The organism is Aliiroseovarius sp. S2029, assembly GCF_023195575.1.
GTDB classification, from domain to species: domain Bacteria; phylum Pseudomonadota; class Alphaproteobacteria; order Rhodobacterales; family Rhodobacteraceae; genus Aliiroseovarius; species Aliiroseovarius zhejiangensis.
Genome location: NZ_JALPQE010000002.1, coordinates 150,656 through 167,655, shown reverse-complemented (window position 1 = coordinate 167,655; position 17,000 = coordinate 150,656). Strand labels below are relative to the sequence as shown.

Sequence of the window (17,000 nt, the reverse complement as noted above, 5' to 3'; positions counted from 1 at the left end):
AGTTCATTCCTTGCCTGCCGCGAACCAGTCGCCGGGGTCCACGGGTGTTCCGTTCTCTCTTAGCTCTATATAAAGCGTTTCCGACGCGTCTGCGCCAGTTCCTTCCTCCGCTGCGATCAAAAACGCTTGATCACCGCTGGCCGACGCCCCGCCCATCAGGCCGATCGGGGCGTCTTTTGGCAGCACCTCGCCCACTTCGCCGAACAGCTGGCCCAACCCGGCAAGCACCATCAGATAACCATCGCCCGGCTCGATGATGGCGACGTTGCCATAGTCCAGAAGCGGCCCCAGGTATCGGATCGTCGCAGGCCAGGGTGTGGTGACGATGGCCAAGGGCCGCGTGGCGATGACATAACCGGGGCGGCGCACCCCGGCGGCGTCCACCTCATCAAAGCGGCGCAACACCTTGCCCAGCGCGGGCATGGGCAGCCGCCCTTTCACGCTTGAAAAGTCCCGTGTATCGGCAGCGTTGCCCTGCGGCACGGGTTCCGACATCAGCCCGTCGGCAAAGCTGGTCAAAGTATCCGCGCTTTCAAGCAGCGTTTTCATCCGGGCCTCATCAGCGACGAAACGGCGGGGCAGTTCGGTGCGCCGCGCGATGGCCAGGCTAAGCTCGAACCGCGCGTCCTGTGCGCCTTCGAGCCCTGATTTCAGCGTCTCGACCGCGTTTTCCTGCAAGGTCTGCAGGGTTTGCAACTCTTCAAGGTCGCGGCGCAGCGCGTCGGCTTTCAATTGCAGGGCGGGGGCCACATCGGACAGGATCATCCCGGACCGGGCGGTGCCAATCGGTCCGGCAGGATGGACCAGCAAGGCCGGTTCCGGCGCGCGTTGGATGGTTTGCAGGACGCCCAGAAGTTGGGACAACTGGTCGCTTTCCGCCTGCAAGGCACCCTTTAGGGTTGCCTCGCGCAGGCTGGCCCGGCGCAACCCATCGCGCAACGCGGCCAGCCCTTCTTCATAGGCCTGCACGGTTTGCGTCAGGGCGGAAATCCGGTCGGTGGACTTCTCTGCCTCGGCCAGTGCAAGCGTCGCCTTGTCCAGCGCCAGCATCGCGGCACGGGCGGCGTCGGTCGGGTCGGTCTGCGCACGGGCCGCAAGTGTCGGCGCGAGCACCAACAGGACCGCCCCCGTCAAACGGGGCAAGAGACGCCCGACCCTTCTCACCGGCGGATCAGACTTTCGCCGGTCATCTCGGCGGGTTGCGCCAGCCCCATAAGCTCCAGCACGGTCGGGGCCAGATCGGCCAGTCGTCCGTCTGCCAGTTGGGCGCCCTCGGGTCCGCCAAACAGAATGACCGGCACAAGGTTGGTCGTATGCGCCGTGTGGGGGCCGTTGGTTTCGTCGTCCCACATGGTTTCGCAGTTGCCATGATCGGCGGTCACGATCATCGCGCCGCCCACCTCTTTCAGCGCCGCCAGCACCTGTCCAAGTCCGGCGTCCACGGCTTCACAGGCCGCGATGGCCGCATCCAGATCGCCGGTATGCCCCACCATGTCGGGATTGGCATAGTTTGTGACAATCAGGTCAAAGCGGTCACGGATGGCCCCGACGAAATGTTCGGTGACTTCAGCGGCGGACATTTCCGGTTGCAGGTCATAGGTGGCGACTTTGGGGCTGTCGGCCATATATCGCACCTCGCCTTCGACCGGGGCTTCCTTGCCGCCGTTCAGGAAAAACGTGACATGGGGATATTTCTCGGTCTCGGCGGTGTGAAACTGGCTTTTGCCGTGTTTCGCGACCCATTCGGCCAGCGTGTTCACGATGTCGCGCTTGGGAAAACAGGTGGTCATATAGGCGTTGTGATCATCGGAATATTCCACCATGCCCAGAAGCGCCGACAAGGTTGGGCGCGGGCCGGTGTTAAACTCGGCAAAGCCCGGTTCGCCGATGGCGCACAGGATTTCGCGGGCGCGGTCGGCGCGGAAGTTGATGAAGAACAGGCCGTCCCCGTCTTTCATGCCCGCAAAACCGTCGATCACCGCAGGTTGGATGAACTCGTCTGTTTCGCCCTTGTCATAGGCGGCCGCGATGGCGGAACCGGCGCTGGATGTCGCGTCGCCCTGCCCCTTGACCATGGCGTCGAAGGCGCGGCTGACCCGGTCCCAGCGGTTATCGCGATCCATCGCGAAATAGCGGCCCATCACGGTGACCACGCGCGCGCCGTTTGGAAGTGCCGCCTCAAACGCTGCCACCTGATCGCGCGCGGATTGCGGGGGAACGTCGCGCCCATCGGTGATTGCATGAATGGCCACGCTCAGCCCCGCATCGGTCAGCGCCTTGGCCGCGGCGACAAGGTGATCCTGATGGCTGTGAACGCCACCGGGGCTGACCAATCCGGCGATATGGGCGATGCCGCCTGCCGCCTTGACCTTGGTCGCGAACGCGCGCAGAGCTTCGTTCTCGAAAAACGAACCATCCTCGATCGCCAGATCAATCTGACCAAGGTCCATCGCCACCACGCGACCTGCGCCGATATTGGTGTGCCCCACTTCTGAATTGCCCATCTGTCCCGTCGGCAGCCCCACATCCGGGCCATGGGTAATCAGTGTGCCGTGCGGGCAGTTTTCCATCAACCAATCGAAATTGGGAGTGTTGGCCAACGCGGGGGCGTTGTAGTCGCGTTGCGCGCGCAACCCCCAGCCATCGAGAATACACAGAACGACGGGCTTGGGCGTGGTCATATGATCGGATCCTCTGGCTGCTTAAGGACTGTCTATTGCGCGAACAGACCGGGTGCAAGGCAGGCAGGCACTGCGGCGCCGGTCAGACCCGATGATACGGGCTGCCCGCCAGGATCGAGGCCGCACGGTAAAGCTGTTCGGACAGCATCACCCGCACCAGCATATGCGGCCAGACCATCTTGCCAAATGACAGACTGGCATCGGCTTGGGTGCGCAAGCCGGGGTCAAGCCCGTCCGCCCCGCCGATCGCGAAAGCCACATCGCTGCGTCCGTCATCACGCCAACGGGCCAGCACGTTGGCAAAATCGGGCGAGGACATGACCTTGCCACGTTCGTCCAGCGTGCACAGCAGCGCGCCCTGCGGAATGGCTCGTTCCAGCAAGGCGGCTTCGGCGGACATGCCGCCGCCCTTCTTGTCTTCAACTTCGTGGATATTGGCAGGCCCAAGCCCCAACGCACGGCCCGTGCGATCAAACCGGGTCAGATAATCGTCGATCAGGTCACGCTCGGCCCCGCCGCGCAGGCGGCCAACGGCGCAGATATGCACCTTCATGACGTCGTGCCCTTGAAGATCAGGTGGCCGCGCCGGCCGTGCCCGGCTCCAACCACATCTTCTCAAGCTGATAGAACTCGCGCACTTCGGGGCGGAAGACATGGACGATCACGTCGCCCGCGTCGATCAGAACCCAATCGCCCTGATCCTTGCCTTCGATCTTCGAAAAGACCCCCATATCCTGTTTGAGCTTCTCGGTCAGCTTTTCCGAGATCGCGGCGACCTGTCGGGTCGAACGACCGGAGCACACGACCATATGATCGGCCATCTCGGATTTACCGCGCAAATCGATGATCACCACATCTTCGGCTTTGTCATCTTCAAGTGAGCTAAGTACGAGCGACAGGATTGTGTCGCTGACATTGGTTTGAGGGGCCGCCGTCATTGCGGATTTCCCTGCAGTCGCATCTTCTGCGACCTCTGTTTGACGATACAGGACATTGTCCTCCTATCAATACACGCCGATCCGCCCCGACGCTGGGCATATTGGAATCGTAGCATCACATGGGGGCGATCTCAACGCTCGTCAAGCAACCAGGCTGAATCAGACGTGTAAATGGGTCACGCTGGCGGTTTTTGGCCGGACGCGTCACCGACTTCATCTTCGTCAAGCAGCCGCACTTCGCGTTGCGGGAAGGGGTGGGTGATCCCGTTTTCCTTGAACGCATCCCACAAGGCCAGATAGACATTGCCGCGGATATTGGTCAGCCCGCCGGTCGGATCGTCGATCCAGAAGCGCAGAATGTAATCGACCGAACTGTCGCCAAATCCGACGATGTGGCAGACGGGGGGACGAAAGCTCAGAACCCGCGTCACTTCGCTGGCGGCTGCGATTGCAACCTTGCGCACCTTGTGCGGATCGTCGCCATAGGCGGTGCCGAAATAGATATCCAGCCGCACGAACGAGTTCGTATGCGACCAGTTCACCACCTGCCCGGTGATCAGGTCTTCGTTCGGGATCAGGTATTCGCGCCCGTCGCGGGTGACGACGGACACGTAGCGCGCGCCAAGCTGCTGGATCCAGCCGAATGTCTCGCCCAGACTGATCACATCGCCGGGTTTGATCGACTTGTCCAAAAGGATGATCACGCCCGATACAAGGTTCGACACGACCTTTTGCAGACCGAAACCAAGACCAACACCGATGGCACCGGACAGGACCGCCAGACCGGTCAAGTCGACACCAATGACTTTCAGGCCCAGAAAGAACGCCGCGCCATACAGAAGAAGCTGGATGAACTTGACCGCCAACACCTGCATGGACGGCGAAATGTCATCGTTGTTCTTGATCTTTTCTGCCGATCCCCGGCTGAACATGCGCGCCAGCGCAAACAATGCAGCTGTAACCACCACGGCCCGCAAAACGTCCAAAAGCGAGATATGGAAATCCCCTGCCGAGATCGCCAGATTGTCCAGCACCTCGCCGATTTCGTCGGTGACACCCAGGTAATACAGGGTGACATAGATCCACAGCCCCCATTTCGTCGTGCGCCGCAGAACGCGGTTCTCAACGATCACCGAGGCAAAGCCCACCAGCACCCAGGCCAGCGCCAGCGTGCCAATCGCCGCGATCAGATAGGACCGTGACGGCCACGTCACCTCGCGCATCACCGACACAACCATCCATGACAACACCACGAACATCATCATGGGCACACGGCGCTTTGTGTGGATGGCAAAGCGCAACCGGCGTTTCGACCACCCCTCGCGCGACCGCAGCCATTCATCGATCCGGGGGGCCAGCACCTTGCCGACCGCCCAGGAAATCACCGCCAGCAGAACCACGATGGCCACCTGGTACAAACGCCAGGTCTGTCCAAGGCTGGTCACGAAGTTGGTGCCTTCGATCCACAGCGGCATCAGTTCGTCCCGCAGCGTGTCGAATGTGCTGGTTGCAAGCTCTGGCAGGTCGTCCGCGCCGCTGCTTTCTCTGGGTGATGTGCCGGGGTGCGGCGTTGCTTCTGGCTCCATAGCGATGAGTTTTACACGCGGCATTCCCGGCGTCCAGTGGGCGGACACACCATCACCACCAACCGCTCTTGCGACATGGACGGCAAAAGAGTATCCCAGCAGCATGACTCGGGTTTTCGATATGGATGATCGCGCGCGCCTGCCCTGGCGGTTTTTCGGTGCGACGCGGACGGTGCAGGCCTACCTGTAAGGTGGCGCCCCCGACCTATTGCAACCTGACACACATCCACGCCCATCCACGGAGAGCGATATGACCGCCCCGAAGACACTCTATGACAAAATCTGGGACGCCCATGTGGCCCATGAAGCCGAAGACGGCACCTGCCTTCTGTATATCGACCGCCATCTGGTGCACGAAGTGACCAGCCCGCAGGCCTTCGAAGGGCTGCGCATGGCGGGACGCAAGGTCCACGCGCCCGACAAGACCATCGCGGTGCCGGATCACAACGTCCCCACCACGCTGGACCGCGCCAAGGGGATCGAAAACGAAGAAAGCCGCATTCAGGTCGAGGCGCTGGACAAGAACGCCAAGGATTTCGGCATTCACTATTACCCCGTGGATGATGTGCGCCAGGGGATCGTGCACATCGTCGGCCCTGAACAGGGCTGGACCCTGCCCGGCATGACGGTCGTGTGCGGCGACAGCCACACCGCGACGCACGGTGCGTTCGGCGCGCTGGCGCACGGCATCGGCACCTCGGAAGTTGAACACGTTCTGGCGACGCAAACGCTGATCCAGAAGAAGTCGAAAAACATGAAGGTCGAAATCACCGGCAAGCTGAAACCGGGTGTGACCGCCAAGGACATCACGCTGGCCGTGATCGGCAAGACCGGCACCGCCGGCGGCACCGGCTATGTCATCGAATATTGCGGCGAAGCGATCCGCGATCTGTCGATGGAAGGGCGCATGACCGTCTGTAACATGGCCATCGAAGGCGGCGCCCGCGCGGGTCTGATCGCGCCGGACGAGACCACCTTTGAATATGTCAAAGGCCGCCCCCACGCACCGAAAGCCGGGCAATGGGAACAGGCGCTGGAATACTGGAAAACGCTTTACACCGACGAAGGCGCGCATTTCGACAAAGTGATCACGCTCAAGGGTGAAGAGATCGAGCCGGTCGTGACCTGGGGCACCTCGCCCGAGGACGTTCTGCCTATATCCGCCACTGTGCCCAGCCCCGAGGATTTCACCGGCGGCAAGGTCGAGGCAGCCAAGCGCGCCCTTGAATATATGGGCCTGACCCCCGGCCAGAAGCTGACCGACATTGAAATTGATACTGTGTTCATCGGTTCTTGCACCAACGGGCGCATCGAAGATCTGCGCGCCGTGGCCGACGTGGTGAAAGGCAAGAAGATCAAGGACGGTCTGCGGGCCATGATCGTGCCGGGATCCGGCCTTGTGCGCGCGCAGGCGGAAGAAGAAGGTCTGGCCGAGATCTTTCAGGAGGCCGGGTTCGAATGGCGGCTGGCGGGCTGCTCCATGTGCCTTGCCATGAACCCTGACCAACTGTCCGAGAAAGAGCGCTGCGCCTCGACCTCGAACCGGAACTTCGAGGGGCGTCAGGGCTACAAAGGACGCACCCATCTGGTGTCGCCCGCCATGGCGGCAGCCGCCGCACTGACCGGAAAACTGACCGATGTTCGCGATCTGATGTGATTCGTGTGCCAGGGGCGGCACACCGAAACAACTGGAAACGATGCGATTGTGCGCAACTGGGAAACAGTTGCGCATTTTTTTACACTCCCCCCGCGCACCACACACCACTTAAAATTGATACGGTCACAATTCTGACGAATTTCTTTGAGCCGGACACGATGCACCGCTAGAATCACGTCTATTCCAGCACCGTTCCGGGGATGCGGTGGAAATATATTACTGGGTTACAAGTATCGAAGGGGTGAAAATGAAAAAACTACTATCAGCGGCCATCATTGCCGCGGGTTTCGCAACCACATCCGACGCCGCCGTCTTACGGCTGGATGGCTATACGTCCACGGTTCAGTCCGTATCGGTCAATTCTTCTCCGGTGGCGAACACGCCCGGAACCGTTGGCGCCACGGGCTTCAACCTGACCGACACATCGGGGGACATGGGCAGTTTCGTCGGCTGGTGTCTGGACATCGCGCATTATCTGATGAGCACGGGGTCCAGTCAGAACTATACGCCGACCAACGATCCGTTCTCGAACAGCTTTGGCCTGTCCAACGTAGCGCGCGACCGGGTTCAGTCGGTGTTTGATGCCAACTACGCCTCGCTTGACGCGTCGAACGGCGATCAGGCCGCCGCCTTCCAGATGGCGCTGTGGGAAGCCGCATACGAAGATGACAACACCGCGCTCAGCGTGTCGAACGGCCTGTTCCAGGCCAGCAGCACCGGCAGCACGACGCTTGCCAACCAGTTCCTTCTGGCGGCGACGAACTACACCGGCGCGGGTCTGTGGAACCTGTCGTTCCTGCAAGTGGACGGCGACGCAAATCGTGGCCGCTATACCGGGCAGAACCTTGTCACGGTGTCGCCGGTTCCGGTGCCCGCCGCGGGGCTGCTTCTGATCACCGGGCTGTTTGGCATGGGCGCACTCACGCGCCGCCGCCGCAAAGCCTGATCCGGATCAATCTGAACACCAACCCGGCGCTTTGCCCAAAGTGCCGGGTTTTTCATGCGCGGTTGACTTGGATTCGCCGCCAAAACCTGCATAAAGCAAGGGACTGAACGACGCAGCCACGGCCCATCCGGCGTGGCGGATGCAGAAAGGTGCGTGCAATGGACAAGTTCCAAAAACTTCATGGGATCGCGGCACCAATGCCGCTGGTGAATATCGACACCGATATGATCATCCCCAAGGTCTTTCTGAAGACCATCAAGCGGTCGGGCCTTGGCGTGAACCTGTTTGACGAAATGCGCTATGATCGCCAGGGCAACGAGATCCCGGATTTCGTCCTGAACAAGCCGCAATACCGCAACGCCGAGATCTTGGTGGCCGGCGACAATTTCGGTTGCGGGTCGTCGCGCGAACACGCACCCTGGGCGATTGCCGATTTCGGCATCAAATGCGTGATCTCGACCAGCTTTGCCGATATCTTCTTCAACAACTGCTTCAAGAACGGGATTCTGCCGATTGTGCTTCCGCAGGAACAGGTCGACATTCTGATGGCCGACGCCGAGAAAGGCGCCAATGCCCGGATGACCGTCGACCTCGAATCACAGGAGATCACGACCTCGGATGGCGTGGTGATTCCCTTCGAAGTTGACGCCTTCAAGAAGCATTGCTTGCTGAATGGACTGGATGACATCGGCCTGACTCTGGAAAAACAAGCATCAATTGAGTCTTTTGAGGCCAAGGCCACCACCCAACGTCCGTGGGTCTAAACATCTGAAAAACTGCATGAATCATGGGGTCATTCGTCGGAATGGCCCCATTTTCTCCTTATTTTGGTGCAAAGTCGCACCAGTTTCCCCTTAAAACGACCACATTTGGCAACGCATTTTAGGCTCAACTTGCAGTGGGACTAAGATGCGACGCAGTATGTTGCAATAAGAAGCAGTGACCCGCTGAGTGAGGAAACGCTGACATGGATTAAGGGTGCGGCAGGTAACAGCACCCGTCCTGGTGGAAGGAAAAGGTAGTGGTTAGTCGAATGATTGGCGCAATTGCGCGAGCATTCCTGATGGTGATCTTGATTGCAACGCCGTCCATTCTGGTGCCGGGGGTCAGTCAGGAATCCGGCCAGATCGTGACCATCGTCGCGCTGTTCGCCGCCGCGTTGACGATTTTTGAATATGCCTCGACCTATCCCGGCCTTGTCGAATTTCGCGATGCCCCGCCCTTCAACCGGATCCGCTTTGCCGCCCTGTTTGCAACCGTGTTCTGCCTGTCGGTGATCGTGCGCGGTCAGACCGACCATTCCACGGCGACCCAGTTCATGACCTCGGTCGGGATGCTGATAGGTCAGGCCATCGACTTCCCCTACAGCCCGGTGCGCTTCGTGGTGTCAATGCTGCCTGATACCGCCAGCTTCAACGACATGGTGCTGCTGCGCGCGGCCGCTGGCATGAGCTATCTGATCTCGCTTTTGTCGATGGCCGTGTTCCTGATGGCGCTGCGCTTTACCGAATGGCCGTCGAAATCGTCGGGTGCGTTCAACGTCTGGGTCAATCTGCCGACATTCGACCCGACCACAGGCGGCGATGTTGTCCGTCGCCTGGTGCGCGACGCCCGGTTCAACATTGCGCTTGGCTTCCTGTTGCCGTTTGCCACGCCCATCATCATCTCTGCCGCCGTATCGCTGTTCGGTTCGGTGTCGGTGGAAAACCATCAAACCATGATCTGGACAGTTGCCGCATGGGCCTTTCTTCCCGCCAGCCTATTCATGCGCGGCATCGCCATGCTGCGTGTCGCCGTGATGATCAGCAGCGAACGCAAGCGCAACAAACGCCGGGCGACCAAGTCCGGTCTGGCAACGGCCTGACCGACGCCGCGCGCAGTCTTGCCCATCCCCTGAAGCAATTCGCCATCCTGGCGCTGGCTATGGTGGTCAGCGCCATGCCTGTCACCTCGACCGCGATGGATGTGCGGGTTGCAACGTTCAATGCTGAATTGGATCGCAAGGGCCCCGGCCTTTTGTTGCGCGACATCCTGTCCGGGACGGATCCGCAGATTGCTGCGGTTCTAACGGTAATTGCCACAACCAAACCTGACATCCTGACGCTTCAGGGCTTTGACCACGACGTCGAACGCCACGCCCTGACGGCCTTTCAAGCCGCACTGGCAGATCGGGGGCATGCCCTGCCCCACGCCTTTGCGGCGATGCCCAATGCGGGCCTGTTCACCGGGCTGGACATGGATGGCAACGGCCGCACAGGCGAGCCGCGCGACGCCCAGGGCTATGGCCGCTTCACCGGGCAAGGCGGCATGGCCGTCCTGTCGCGCTTTCCGCTGGGCAAGGTGCGCGACTTCACGGGCTTTCTGTGGGCCGACCTGCCGGGCGCCATTCCACCAACCCGAAACGGCGCGCCCTTCCCATCGGCCGAGGCGTTTGCGATCCAACGGCTCAGCAGCGTCGCTCATTGGGATGTGCCGGTGCGCCTGCCGAACGGGCCGGTTCTGCACCTGTTGACCTTTCATGCCACAACTCCTGTGTTTGACGGGGACGAAGACCGAAACGGGCGGCGCAACCATGATGAGATCGCGTTCTGGCAACGCTATCTGGACGGCACGCTTTTCCCCCCTGCCCCAGACGGACCGGTGATCATTGCCGGGGTTGCGAACCTTGATCCGACAAAGGGCGATGGTCGCCGGGACGCGATCACCCGGTTGCTGGCTGATCCCAGATTCAACGACCCCGAACCGCGCCGCACCGGCACAACTGCAACAGGGAATGCATCCTTGCACACGGTGGATTGGCCCGAGCCTGCGCCGGGGGATATGCGCGTCAGCTATGTCTTGCCCGCGCGCACGCTTGAGGTGACGGGCGCAGGGGTGTTCTGGCCCGCCGAAGGCGACCCGATGCTGGACACGGTCAACACCGCGTCGCGGCACCGCCCTGTCTGGGTGGATCTGCGCTTCTGACCCTTCATTTCTTGACGCTACGCCCCCGACAGGCTAGGCCATCGGCGACGTATTTCTTATGAAGGACAAGCCGATGACCAACCCCTCCCTCCTTATCCTGCCCGGTGATGGCATCGGCCCCGAAGTCATGGCCGAAGTGCGCAAGATCATCGACTGGATCGGCGACAAGCGCGGCGTGACCTTCGACGTGAGCGAGGATCTGGTGGGTGGTGCCGCCTATGACAAGCACGGCGTTCCGCTGGCCGATGAAACCATGGCAAAAGCGCAAGAGGTTGACGCCGTTCTTCTGGGTGCCGTTGGTGGGCCGAAATACGACGATCTGGATTTCTCGGTCAAACCCGAACGCGGCCTTCTGCGGCTGCGCAAGGAAATGGACCTGTATTCAAACCTGCGCCCGGCACAATGTTTCGACGCACTGGCCGATTTCTCGTCCCTGAAACGCGACATCGTGTCGGGGCTGGATATCATGATCGTGCGCGAGCTGACCTCGGGCGTCTATTTCGGCGAACCGCGTGGTATTTTCGAAGAGAACGGAGAACGCGTGGGGATCAACACCCAACGCTACACCGAGACCGAGATCGAGCGCGGCGCCCGGTCGGCGTTTGAACTGGCGATGAAGCGCAACAAGCGCCTGTGCTCGATGGAAAAGGCCAACGTGATGGAATCGGGTATCCTGTGGCGCGAGGTCGTGACCCGTGTCGGCAAGGACTATCCCGAGGTCGAGCTGTCGCATATGTATGCCGACAATGGGGCCATGCAGCTGGTGCGTGCGCCCAAGCAGTTTGATGTGATCTATACCGACAACCTGTTTGGCGACATCCTGTCCGATTGCGCCGCGATGCTGACCGGATCTTTGGGGATGCTGCCGTCGGCCTCACTGGGTGCCCCGATGGCCAATGGTCGGCCCAAGGCACTTTACGAACCCGTGCACGGCTCGGCCCCCGACATTGCAGGCGAAAGCAAGGCCAACCCCTGCGCCTGTATCCTCAGCTTCGCCATGGCACTGCGCTACAGCTTCGACATGGGCGACGAGGCAGATCGGCTGGAGGCCGCCGTCGAAAAGGTGCTGGCGGATGGTGTGCGCACTGGCGATCTGTTGAACGAAGAAGGGGTGAAACCGGTCAGCACATCGGAAATGGGCGACGCGGTGATCGCCGCTCTGAACGCGAGCCACTGATCGGACGCTGCATTGAAACAGGCGGCCCGGCTTCTGCGCGGGCCGCTTTTCATTTGCTCGCACCACCCCCATATCCCTTGTATGTCAGACTTGGTTTTACACAATCAATTGCCGCGCGGACTCGAAGCAGATGCTGCCGCGCTTTACTGGGAGGCCTTTGGCGGCAAACTTGGGAAGCTGCTTGGACCAGATAACAAGGGACGCCGGTTCTTTGCCAAGACGGTCAACCCCAAGGCCGTTATCGCGGCCACGGACAACGCCGGTCAACTTTTGGGTATCGCGGCGCACAAAGCCGGGACCAAAGGATTCTCAACAGCAACAACAGCCGACCTGTTTCGCCACTATGGCGTAGGCGCGATTTGGCGGCTCATCCCCCTTGCGATGCTGGAACGGGACGCCCCGAAAGGGACATTGCAGATGGATGGCATCTGCGTCGCCGAAACCGCCCGTGGCCAGGGAGTTGGATCGGCGCTGTTTGATGCCCTTTTTGAATACGCGCGTAGCAACGGGTTCACACATGTCACTCTTGACGTAATCGACACCAACCCTCGCGCCAAAGCGCTGTATGAGCGTCTTGGTTTCACCGCAACAGGCGAGGAAACGACCGGACCGCTGAAACCACTTCTGGGCTTCTCCAGCGCCACCAAAATGGTGCTGACCCTTTAGATACGGCATTTCTGGGCTTGCCTCTGGCCGCAACTCGGTTTATCCCGCCCGTCACGGTCGGGCTGTAGCGCAGCCTGGTAGCGCACCTGCTTCGGGAGCAGGGGGTCGGAGGTTCGAATCCTCTCAGCCCGACCAGTTTCCTTCACCATGGTTTTCTGTAACCGGCTGGATCAGACCGGCCCCCGCCGCCGTTCTGCAGGTTCTTTCCACTGAGAAGCGCAAATGTTGGAATAGGCTAAATCATCCTGCGATCTCCGCTGAAACCCTTCACCTGTATTTGTGTTTTCGCGCAACAGTCCACCGCTAGAACAGGCTGCAACGACGGCCGGTAACGCGCCAATATTGACAAGCCATGCGACCGGGCGCTTGATCGTGAAGGCCAGATTTCATCAGAACGCAGGTTGGAATTATGAAAGGAACAAGATCGTATCGACTGGCATTGTCCGTTCTATCGGTCCTGTTCATCGTTGGCGGGCTGTTCCTGTCCGTCGCCATCTATGCCGCGAAACGGGTTTGGCCAGATCCCTATGCGATCACCCGCGACATCGCGCCGGACGAGGTGTTGACGGTGCCCATCGAGACCGCGCAAGGTCCCGAGAAAACGGCACCAACAGCGCATTTGCCCGAACTTGCCACCCATCTCGACCAACCCCGGACGCCACAATCCGAGGCCGGTCACCTGGCGATCCTAACGGCGGGTCATGTTCTGGCCGCGCCCCCCGCGCCACTCGCCTTGGTCGATCCGGATGGTCTTGGCCCCTCGCTGAAACCTGCCAATGACATGACCGACCTGCCCCCCGCACCTGTTCTTCACGCAACCGCGCGCGCCGACGGGCTTGGTGCCGGCGACACGGCTCTGATCTATTCGCTCGGATCGCCGGTGCAGGACATAGCAGCCCCGGACCAGTCCATCCGGTCGGACGACGACGCGCAGTATCAGTTGGACATGCTGGTCGCCGCGCTGGCCGAACCGGTTGATATATCCGTTCCGCCGCCGCCCCCGGCCGATGTGTTCGCACTCGCCAGTGACATTCCCCGCCCTTCACCCGATACCGTGTTTGCCATGGCCGAGCCGGACACTTGGCCGCAACGGGTGGATCATGCGGTTGTGCTTGATGTGTCTCAATCACTCGCCGCGCTGGATTTCGTCGCAGCGCCAGCCGCCTCACCCGCTCCTCTTTCTGTTGATACGCAGCGCCTGGAACCGCCGACACCGATCACGGCCCTTGCCCTGCATCTGGCGGACGGCTCCGAAAACCTGCGCCAGCCACCACCTGCCCCAGTCATCGCTAACAAAAGCGACGACGACCTGATCCACCAGATCGCGAAGGTCTTGGCCGCCACCCCGCTGCCCTTGCCCCAGCCCAAGGCGGAAGATGATGTCCTGAAACCCGATTTGGCGTCTGCGCCCACCGCCTCCCCACGTCCGCTAAAACGGCGCAGTCCCGAACCCAGGTTGCCACCTGAGCCCGAGCGGATCGCCGAGCCGTCCCCCCGCCCCCCCGAACCGGCTGCGGGCGTGGACAATCTGGCAACCGCTCCAACCCCCGTGGCTGCTTCCATCCAACCAAATGACGGTCGAAACCGAATGTCGGTGATCGGTATCTATCAAACCAACGCCGCTGCCTGGGCGCTGCTTGAGTTCAGCGACGGGCGGATCATCAAGGCCACCAAAGGCACAAGTTTCAACGGCCTGCGCGTGGCCCGCATCGGCGGCGACCGGGTCTGGCTACGCGACGGCGGCTCCGAAAAGGGTATCGCAACCGGACAGGTTGTCGTGCTGGACTAGGTCGGTCCGGATGTCATTCGCCAGTGTTTCGAAGATAGTATTCAAACCAGTCGGTTGTTTTGACCAGAGTATAATTAGCCATCGCTTCTTCGAACCGCGGGTCGCCTTGCAGGACAGTTATCCAGCCGGACGGCCCTGACATCTGGACCGGGACAGACCGGGCCGACACGATCAGGTCTGGTTCGTGGTTGATGATGTCATCCACATTGTCGGTTCGGTTGCGGTGAATGATCGCCTGCAGCGTGGCGCAAAGATCGGGCTCTTTGGAGCAATCGGTCCGTCCCAGCTTCTCTATCGCGCCCGGATACAGCCAGTTGGCCGGATAGCGGCTGGCCCAGTCTATTCCCAGACGCAGCGCAACAGGGGCGCCCGGATCCAGAAGGACGGATCCGGTCATCATGCTTTCAATCGCGCCGAATTCTTGCGAGCGATAGAAGACCTCGTCAGTGATCTGGCTGTGATATCGGCCACGATCGTACAAGCCGAACAACAGCACCGCCCCGGCCAGCGATGTCAGCACGTGCCCCAGTGTCGGTTTGCGGCAGGTCGCGAGCCACCACGCCCCCGCCAGCAGAGCATAAATCAAAAACGGAACGAGCTGATAGTTGAACCCCGTGCTTTGAACGACAAAGCCAATCAGGCCCGCGACCGCGGCAACGGCAAAGGTCGTATCCGCGCCATTCCTATTGTGCCTGCGCACAAGGGGCAGCATGACGACCAAGCCCAGAATGATCGGCAGGGCCGATCCCATAAGGGCGTCCCACATACGGGTTTTGTATGCTCCATAGACATGGCTGGCCATCGGGACGATCTCGCTCAGGTATTCCGGGTGCCAGGCCATGACAAGCATGACATAGGCCACGCCGATGGCGAGCATCAGCAGATAGCGGGCATAAAATACGGGTGCGAAGGATCGCCGCCGCCAGATATCGCGGACCAGAAACGCAACCGGGAACGCAAGAAAGAACGGTTTGATGCATATCCCGATGGCCGCGAAGGCGCTGCTGGCCAGGGACGGTCCCTGCACGGGGCGCACAAGATACCATGTCAGCCAAGGTGACAGAAACAACACCAAAAGATGTTCCCGCTGGGCAATGTTGTAAAGCGCGCCCAGCACATAGATCAGCGCCATGAAGGCGAAAAACGCAAGGCGACGCAGCGGACCGAGGGCAACGGCGCGGCGCAGGATTGCCCCGGTCCACAGCAGGCTCGCGCCATAAAGAAGCACCAGAAACAGGTATTGACCATTCGTGTCACTGATATGGACGGCATCCGCAATCAGGATGGCCGGGATGGTCAGATAGAAATTCAGGGGGGGATTGACTTCGACCAGATCGACGTAAAGCCGTGCACCATCCAGCATCTTGCGCGTGGCCACCAGATACCATGCGGTGTCGTGATTGATCGGCCAGCTCCAAAAAGTCCACATGAACAGCACCATCGCTCCCATCACGATCAGAACCATCGGCCAGGTCGGCAAAAATGGGGTACCGCGATGTGAAAACACCCAGAACCTGAGCGCCAGAAAAGTCGCCAGTGGCACGATCATCGCCACAAGCGCCATTGCCAGATAGAAACCTCCGTCCGTGAAGGTGCTGATCAGCCAGACGATGAAACTGCTGGCGGCCAATCCCGTCAGCGATACGAAGACAAATCGCGGCAGGTGCTGCTTGTGGTTCCGCTCAGTGGCAAAGGTGAAACGGGAATGGCCCAGATACGAGATCAAGACCGAGGCACAGAAGCCGCTGAAATTCGACCACAGATCCGGCGCGGCAAACAGCGCGTGGACGATGCTGGCCACCAGCACATGGGTGAGTGTTGCCAGACCCCCGACCCCAGTGAAACGAAGCAGTTGCGCGATCACAGGTCAGGCCTTTTCCAGCACGGCGCCAAGCGATAGGCCAACCGGCAGCGGAATCCGCCCCAAGACAAACCGCTCGGCCCCGAATATGTGCCGCATCGCACTGTTCAGCCACCCCGGCGGCATGGTGTCATCGGGGGCGTCACTTCCGGTCAGCGTCTTGACTGCACGCGCGGTGATCGCCAGAGGAAACAGCAAGGTGTTGAAATAGGTGCCATAGGTCATTTTCAACCCGGCCTCTGCGGCCACACGGGACAGGCTGGCGCGGGTGTAACGCCGGAAATGATGGTGTGCTTCGTCATGCTTGGACCACAGGAATGGAAAAGCAGGAACCGTCACCAACAGTTTGCCGCCGGGGCGCAGCCGTGCGGCAAGCGCGCGCAGCGATGCGGCGTCCGGCTCGACATGTTCCAGCACATCGAACAGGCCGATCAGATCATACGTCTGCCCCTCGAACGGAACCTGATCCGGCAGCGCGCCAAAGGCGATATCCAGCCCGGATTTCCGGATCGCGTCGGCGCGGGCTGTGTCATCGTATTCGAACCCATCGACCTGGCCGAACATTTGCAGAAGTGCCAGGTTGCCACCGCTGCCACATCCGGCTTCAAGGATCCTTGCATCGGCAGGCAATTGGACGCGCCGGCGGATCAGAGCCTCGATCATGTCGCGGCGGGCAACGAACCACCAATGGCGCGCCTCAAGCGTGTTCATCCGGTCATAAACATCACGATCCAT

The 17,000-nt window shown here is 60.7% G+C and carries 15 protein-coding genes and 1 tRNA gene; 9 read left to right on the top strand and 7 right to left on the bottom strand.

Annotation, left to right across the window (positions count from 1 at the left end; genetic code table 11):
* Window positions 1–3 precede the first annotated feature (3 nt).
* The 5 genes from MUY21_RS05445 to MUY21_RS05425 all read right to left on the bottom strand — a co-directional run bounded on the left by MUY21_RS05445 (window position 4) and on the right by MUY21_RS05425 (window position 5,094).
* Entirely contained in the window at window positions 4–1,143 is a 1,140-nt protein-coding gene (locus tag MUY21_RS05445; protein ID WP_248409343.1) for a peptidase M23, read from the bottom strand.
* Window positions 1,144–1,160: 17 nt separating this feature from the next.
* The gene (gene gpmI, locus MUY21_RS05440) at window positions 1,161–2,681 is read right to left on the bottom strand and encodes a 2,3-bisphosphoglycerate-independent phosphoglycerate mutase (RefSeq protein WP_248409342.1); all 1,521 of its coding nucleotides are present in this window, start codon (window positions 2,679–2,681) and stop codon (window positions 1,161–1,163) included.
* 82 nt (window positions 2,682–2,763) lie between these two features.
* A complete protein-coding gene (rlmH, locus tag MUY21_RS05435) occupies window positions 2,764–3,234 on the bottom strand; it encodes a 23S rRNA (pseudouridine(1915)-N(3))-methyltransferase RlmH (RefSeq protein WP_248409341.1) in 471 nt (156 codons plus the stop codon).
* Window positions 3,235–3,253: 19 nt separating this feature from the next.
* Complete coding sequence (rsfS, locus tag MUY21_RS05430; RefSeq protein WP_248409340.1) at window positions 3,254–3,619, bottom strand: ribosome silencing factor; 366 nt, start codon at window positions 3,617–3,619, stop codon at window positions 3,254–3,256.
* Between the two features lie 176 nt (window positions 3,620–3,795).
* Entirely contained in the window at window positions 3,796–5,094 is a 1,299-nt protein-coding gene (locus tag MUY21_RS05425) for a mechanosensitive ion channel domain-containing protein (RefSeq protein WP_248409581.1), read from the bottom strand.
* Window positions 5,095–5,455: 361 nt separating this feature from the next.
* Between MUY21_RS05425 and leuC the strand changes: the two genes are divergently transcribed.
* The 9 genes from leuC (at window position 5,456) to MUY21_RS05380 (ending at window position 14,404) form a co-directional block, all read left to right on the top strand.
* On the top strand, window positions 5,456–6,862 hold the full coding sequence (gene leuC / locus MUY21_RS05420) for a 3-isopropylmalate dehydratase large subunit (protein ID WP_248409339.1): 1,407 nt from the start codon (window positions 5,456–5,458) through the stop codon (window positions 6,860–6,862).
* Between the two features lie 247 nt (window positions 6,863–7,109).
* Complete coding sequence (locus MUY21_RS05415) at window positions 7,110–7,808, top strand: VPLPA-CTERM sorting domain-containing protein (protein ID WP_248409338.1); 699 nt, start codon at window positions 7,110–7,112, stop codon at window positions 7,806–7,808.
* A 158-nt stretch (window positions 7,809–7,966) separates the two neighbouring features.
* The gene (gene leuD, locus MUY21_RS05410; protein ID WP_248409337.1) at window positions 7,967–8,572 is read left to right on the top strand and encodes a 3-isopropylmalate dehydratase small subunit; all 606 of its coding nucleotides are present in this window, start codon (window positions 7,967–7,969) and stop codon (window positions 8,570–8,572) included.
* Between the two features lie 257 nt (window positions 8,573–8,829).
* Complete coding sequence (locus MUY21_RS05405) at window positions 8,830–9,672, top strand: hypothetical protein (RefSeq protein WP_248409336.1); 843 nt, start codon at window positions 8,830–8,832, stop codon at window positions 9,670–9,672.
* 59 nt (window positions 9,673–9,731) lie between these two features.
* A complete protein-coding gene (locus MUY21_RS05400) occupies window positions 9,732–10,772 on the top strand; it encodes an endonuclease/exonuclease/phosphatase family protein (RefSeq protein ID WP_248409580.1) in 1,041 nt (346 codons plus the stop codon).
* A 73-nt stretch (window positions 10,773–10,845) separates the two neighbouring features.
* The gene (gene leuB, locus MUY21_RS05395; RefSeq protein WP_248409335.1) at window positions 10,846–11,949 is read left to right on the top strand and encodes a 3-isopropylmalate dehydrogenase; all 1,104 of its coding nucleotides are present in this window, start codon (window positions 10,846–10,848) and stop codon (window positions 11,947–11,949) included.
* Between the two features lie 108 nt (window positions 11,950–12,057).
* On the top strand, window positions 12,058–12,615 hold the full coding sequence (locus tag MUY21_RS05390; protein ID WP_248409334.1) for a GNAT family N-acetyltransferase: 558 nt from the start codon (window positions 12,058–12,060) through the stop codon (window positions 12,613–12,615).
* A 58-nt stretch (window positions 12,616–12,673) separates the two neighbouring features.
* Window positions 12,674–12,750, top strand: a tRNA-Pro gene (locus MUY21_RS05385).
* A gap of 274 nt (window positions 12,751–13,024) precedes the next feature.
* Window positions 13,025–14,404, top strand: a complete 1,380-nt coding sequence (locus tag MUY21_RS05380; RefSeq protein ID WP_248409333.1) for a hypothetical protein — start codon at window positions 13,025–13,027, stop codon at window positions 14,402–14,404.
* 13 nt (window positions 14,405–14,417) lie between these two features.
* Here the strand turns inward: MUY21_RS05380 and MUY21_RS05375 are convergent, their stop codons facing one another.
* Together MUY21_RS05375 and MUY21_RS05370 are read right to left on the bottom strand one after the other, a co-directional pair.
* Window positions 14,418–16,268: a GtrA family protein gene (locus MUY21_RS05375; protein ID WP_248409332.1), complete on the bottom strand. Its 1,851-nt coding sequence runs from the start codon at window positions 16,266–16,268 to the stop codon at window positions 14,418–14,420.
* Window positions 16,269–16,271: 3 nt separating this feature from the next.
* A complete protein-coding gene (locus MUY21_RS05370; protein WP_248409331.1) occupies window positions 16,272–17,000 on the bottom strand; it encodes a class I SAM-dependent methyltransferase in 729 nt (242 codons plus the stop codon).

Bases quoted from the DNA above. Each gene is read 5' to 3' on its own strand.
- leuB (WP_248409335.1), top strand. From the start codon at position 10,846: ATGACCAACCCCTCCCTCCTTATCCTGCCCGGTGATGGCATCGGCCCC.
- gpmI (WP_248409342.1), bottom strand. From the start codon at position 2,681: ATGACCACGCCCAAGCCCGTCGTTCTGTGTATTCTCGATGGCTGGGGG.
- MUY21_RS05425 (WP_248409581.1), bottom strand. From the start codon at position 5,094: ATGCCGCTGTGGATCGAAGGCACCAACTTCGTGACCAGCCTTGGACAG.
- leuD (WP_248409337.1), top strand. From the start codon at position 7,967: ATGGACAAGTTCCAAAAACTTCATGGGATCGCGGCACCAATGCCGCTG.
- rlmH (WP_248409341.1), bottom strand. From the start codon at position 3,234: ATGAAGGTGCATATCTGCGCCGTTGGCCGCCTGCGCGGCGGGGCCGAG.
- MUY21_RS05400 (WP_248409580.1), top strand. From the start codon at position 9,732: ATGGTGGTCAGCGCCATGCCTGTCACCTCGACCGCGATGGATGTGCGG.
- rsfS (WP_248409340.1), bottom strand. From the start codon at position 3,619: ATGACGGCGGCCCCTCAAACCAATGTCAGCGACACAATCCTGTCGCTC.
- MUY21_RS05415 (WP_248409338.1), top strand. From the start codon at position 7,110: ATGAAAAAACTACTATCAGCGGCCATCATTGCCGCGGGTTTCGCAACC.
- MUY21_RS05380 (WP_248409333.1), top strand. From the start codon at position 13,025: ATGAAAGGAACAAGATCGTATCGACTGGCATTGTCCGTTCTATCGGTC.
- leuC (WP_248409339.1), top strand. From the start codon at position 5,456: ATGACCGCCCCGAAGACACTCTATGACAAAATCTGGGACGCCCATGTG.
- MUY21_RS05370 (WP_248409331.1), bottom strand. From the start codon at position 17,000: ATGGATCGTGATGTTTATGACCGGATGAACACGCTTGAGGCGCGCCAT.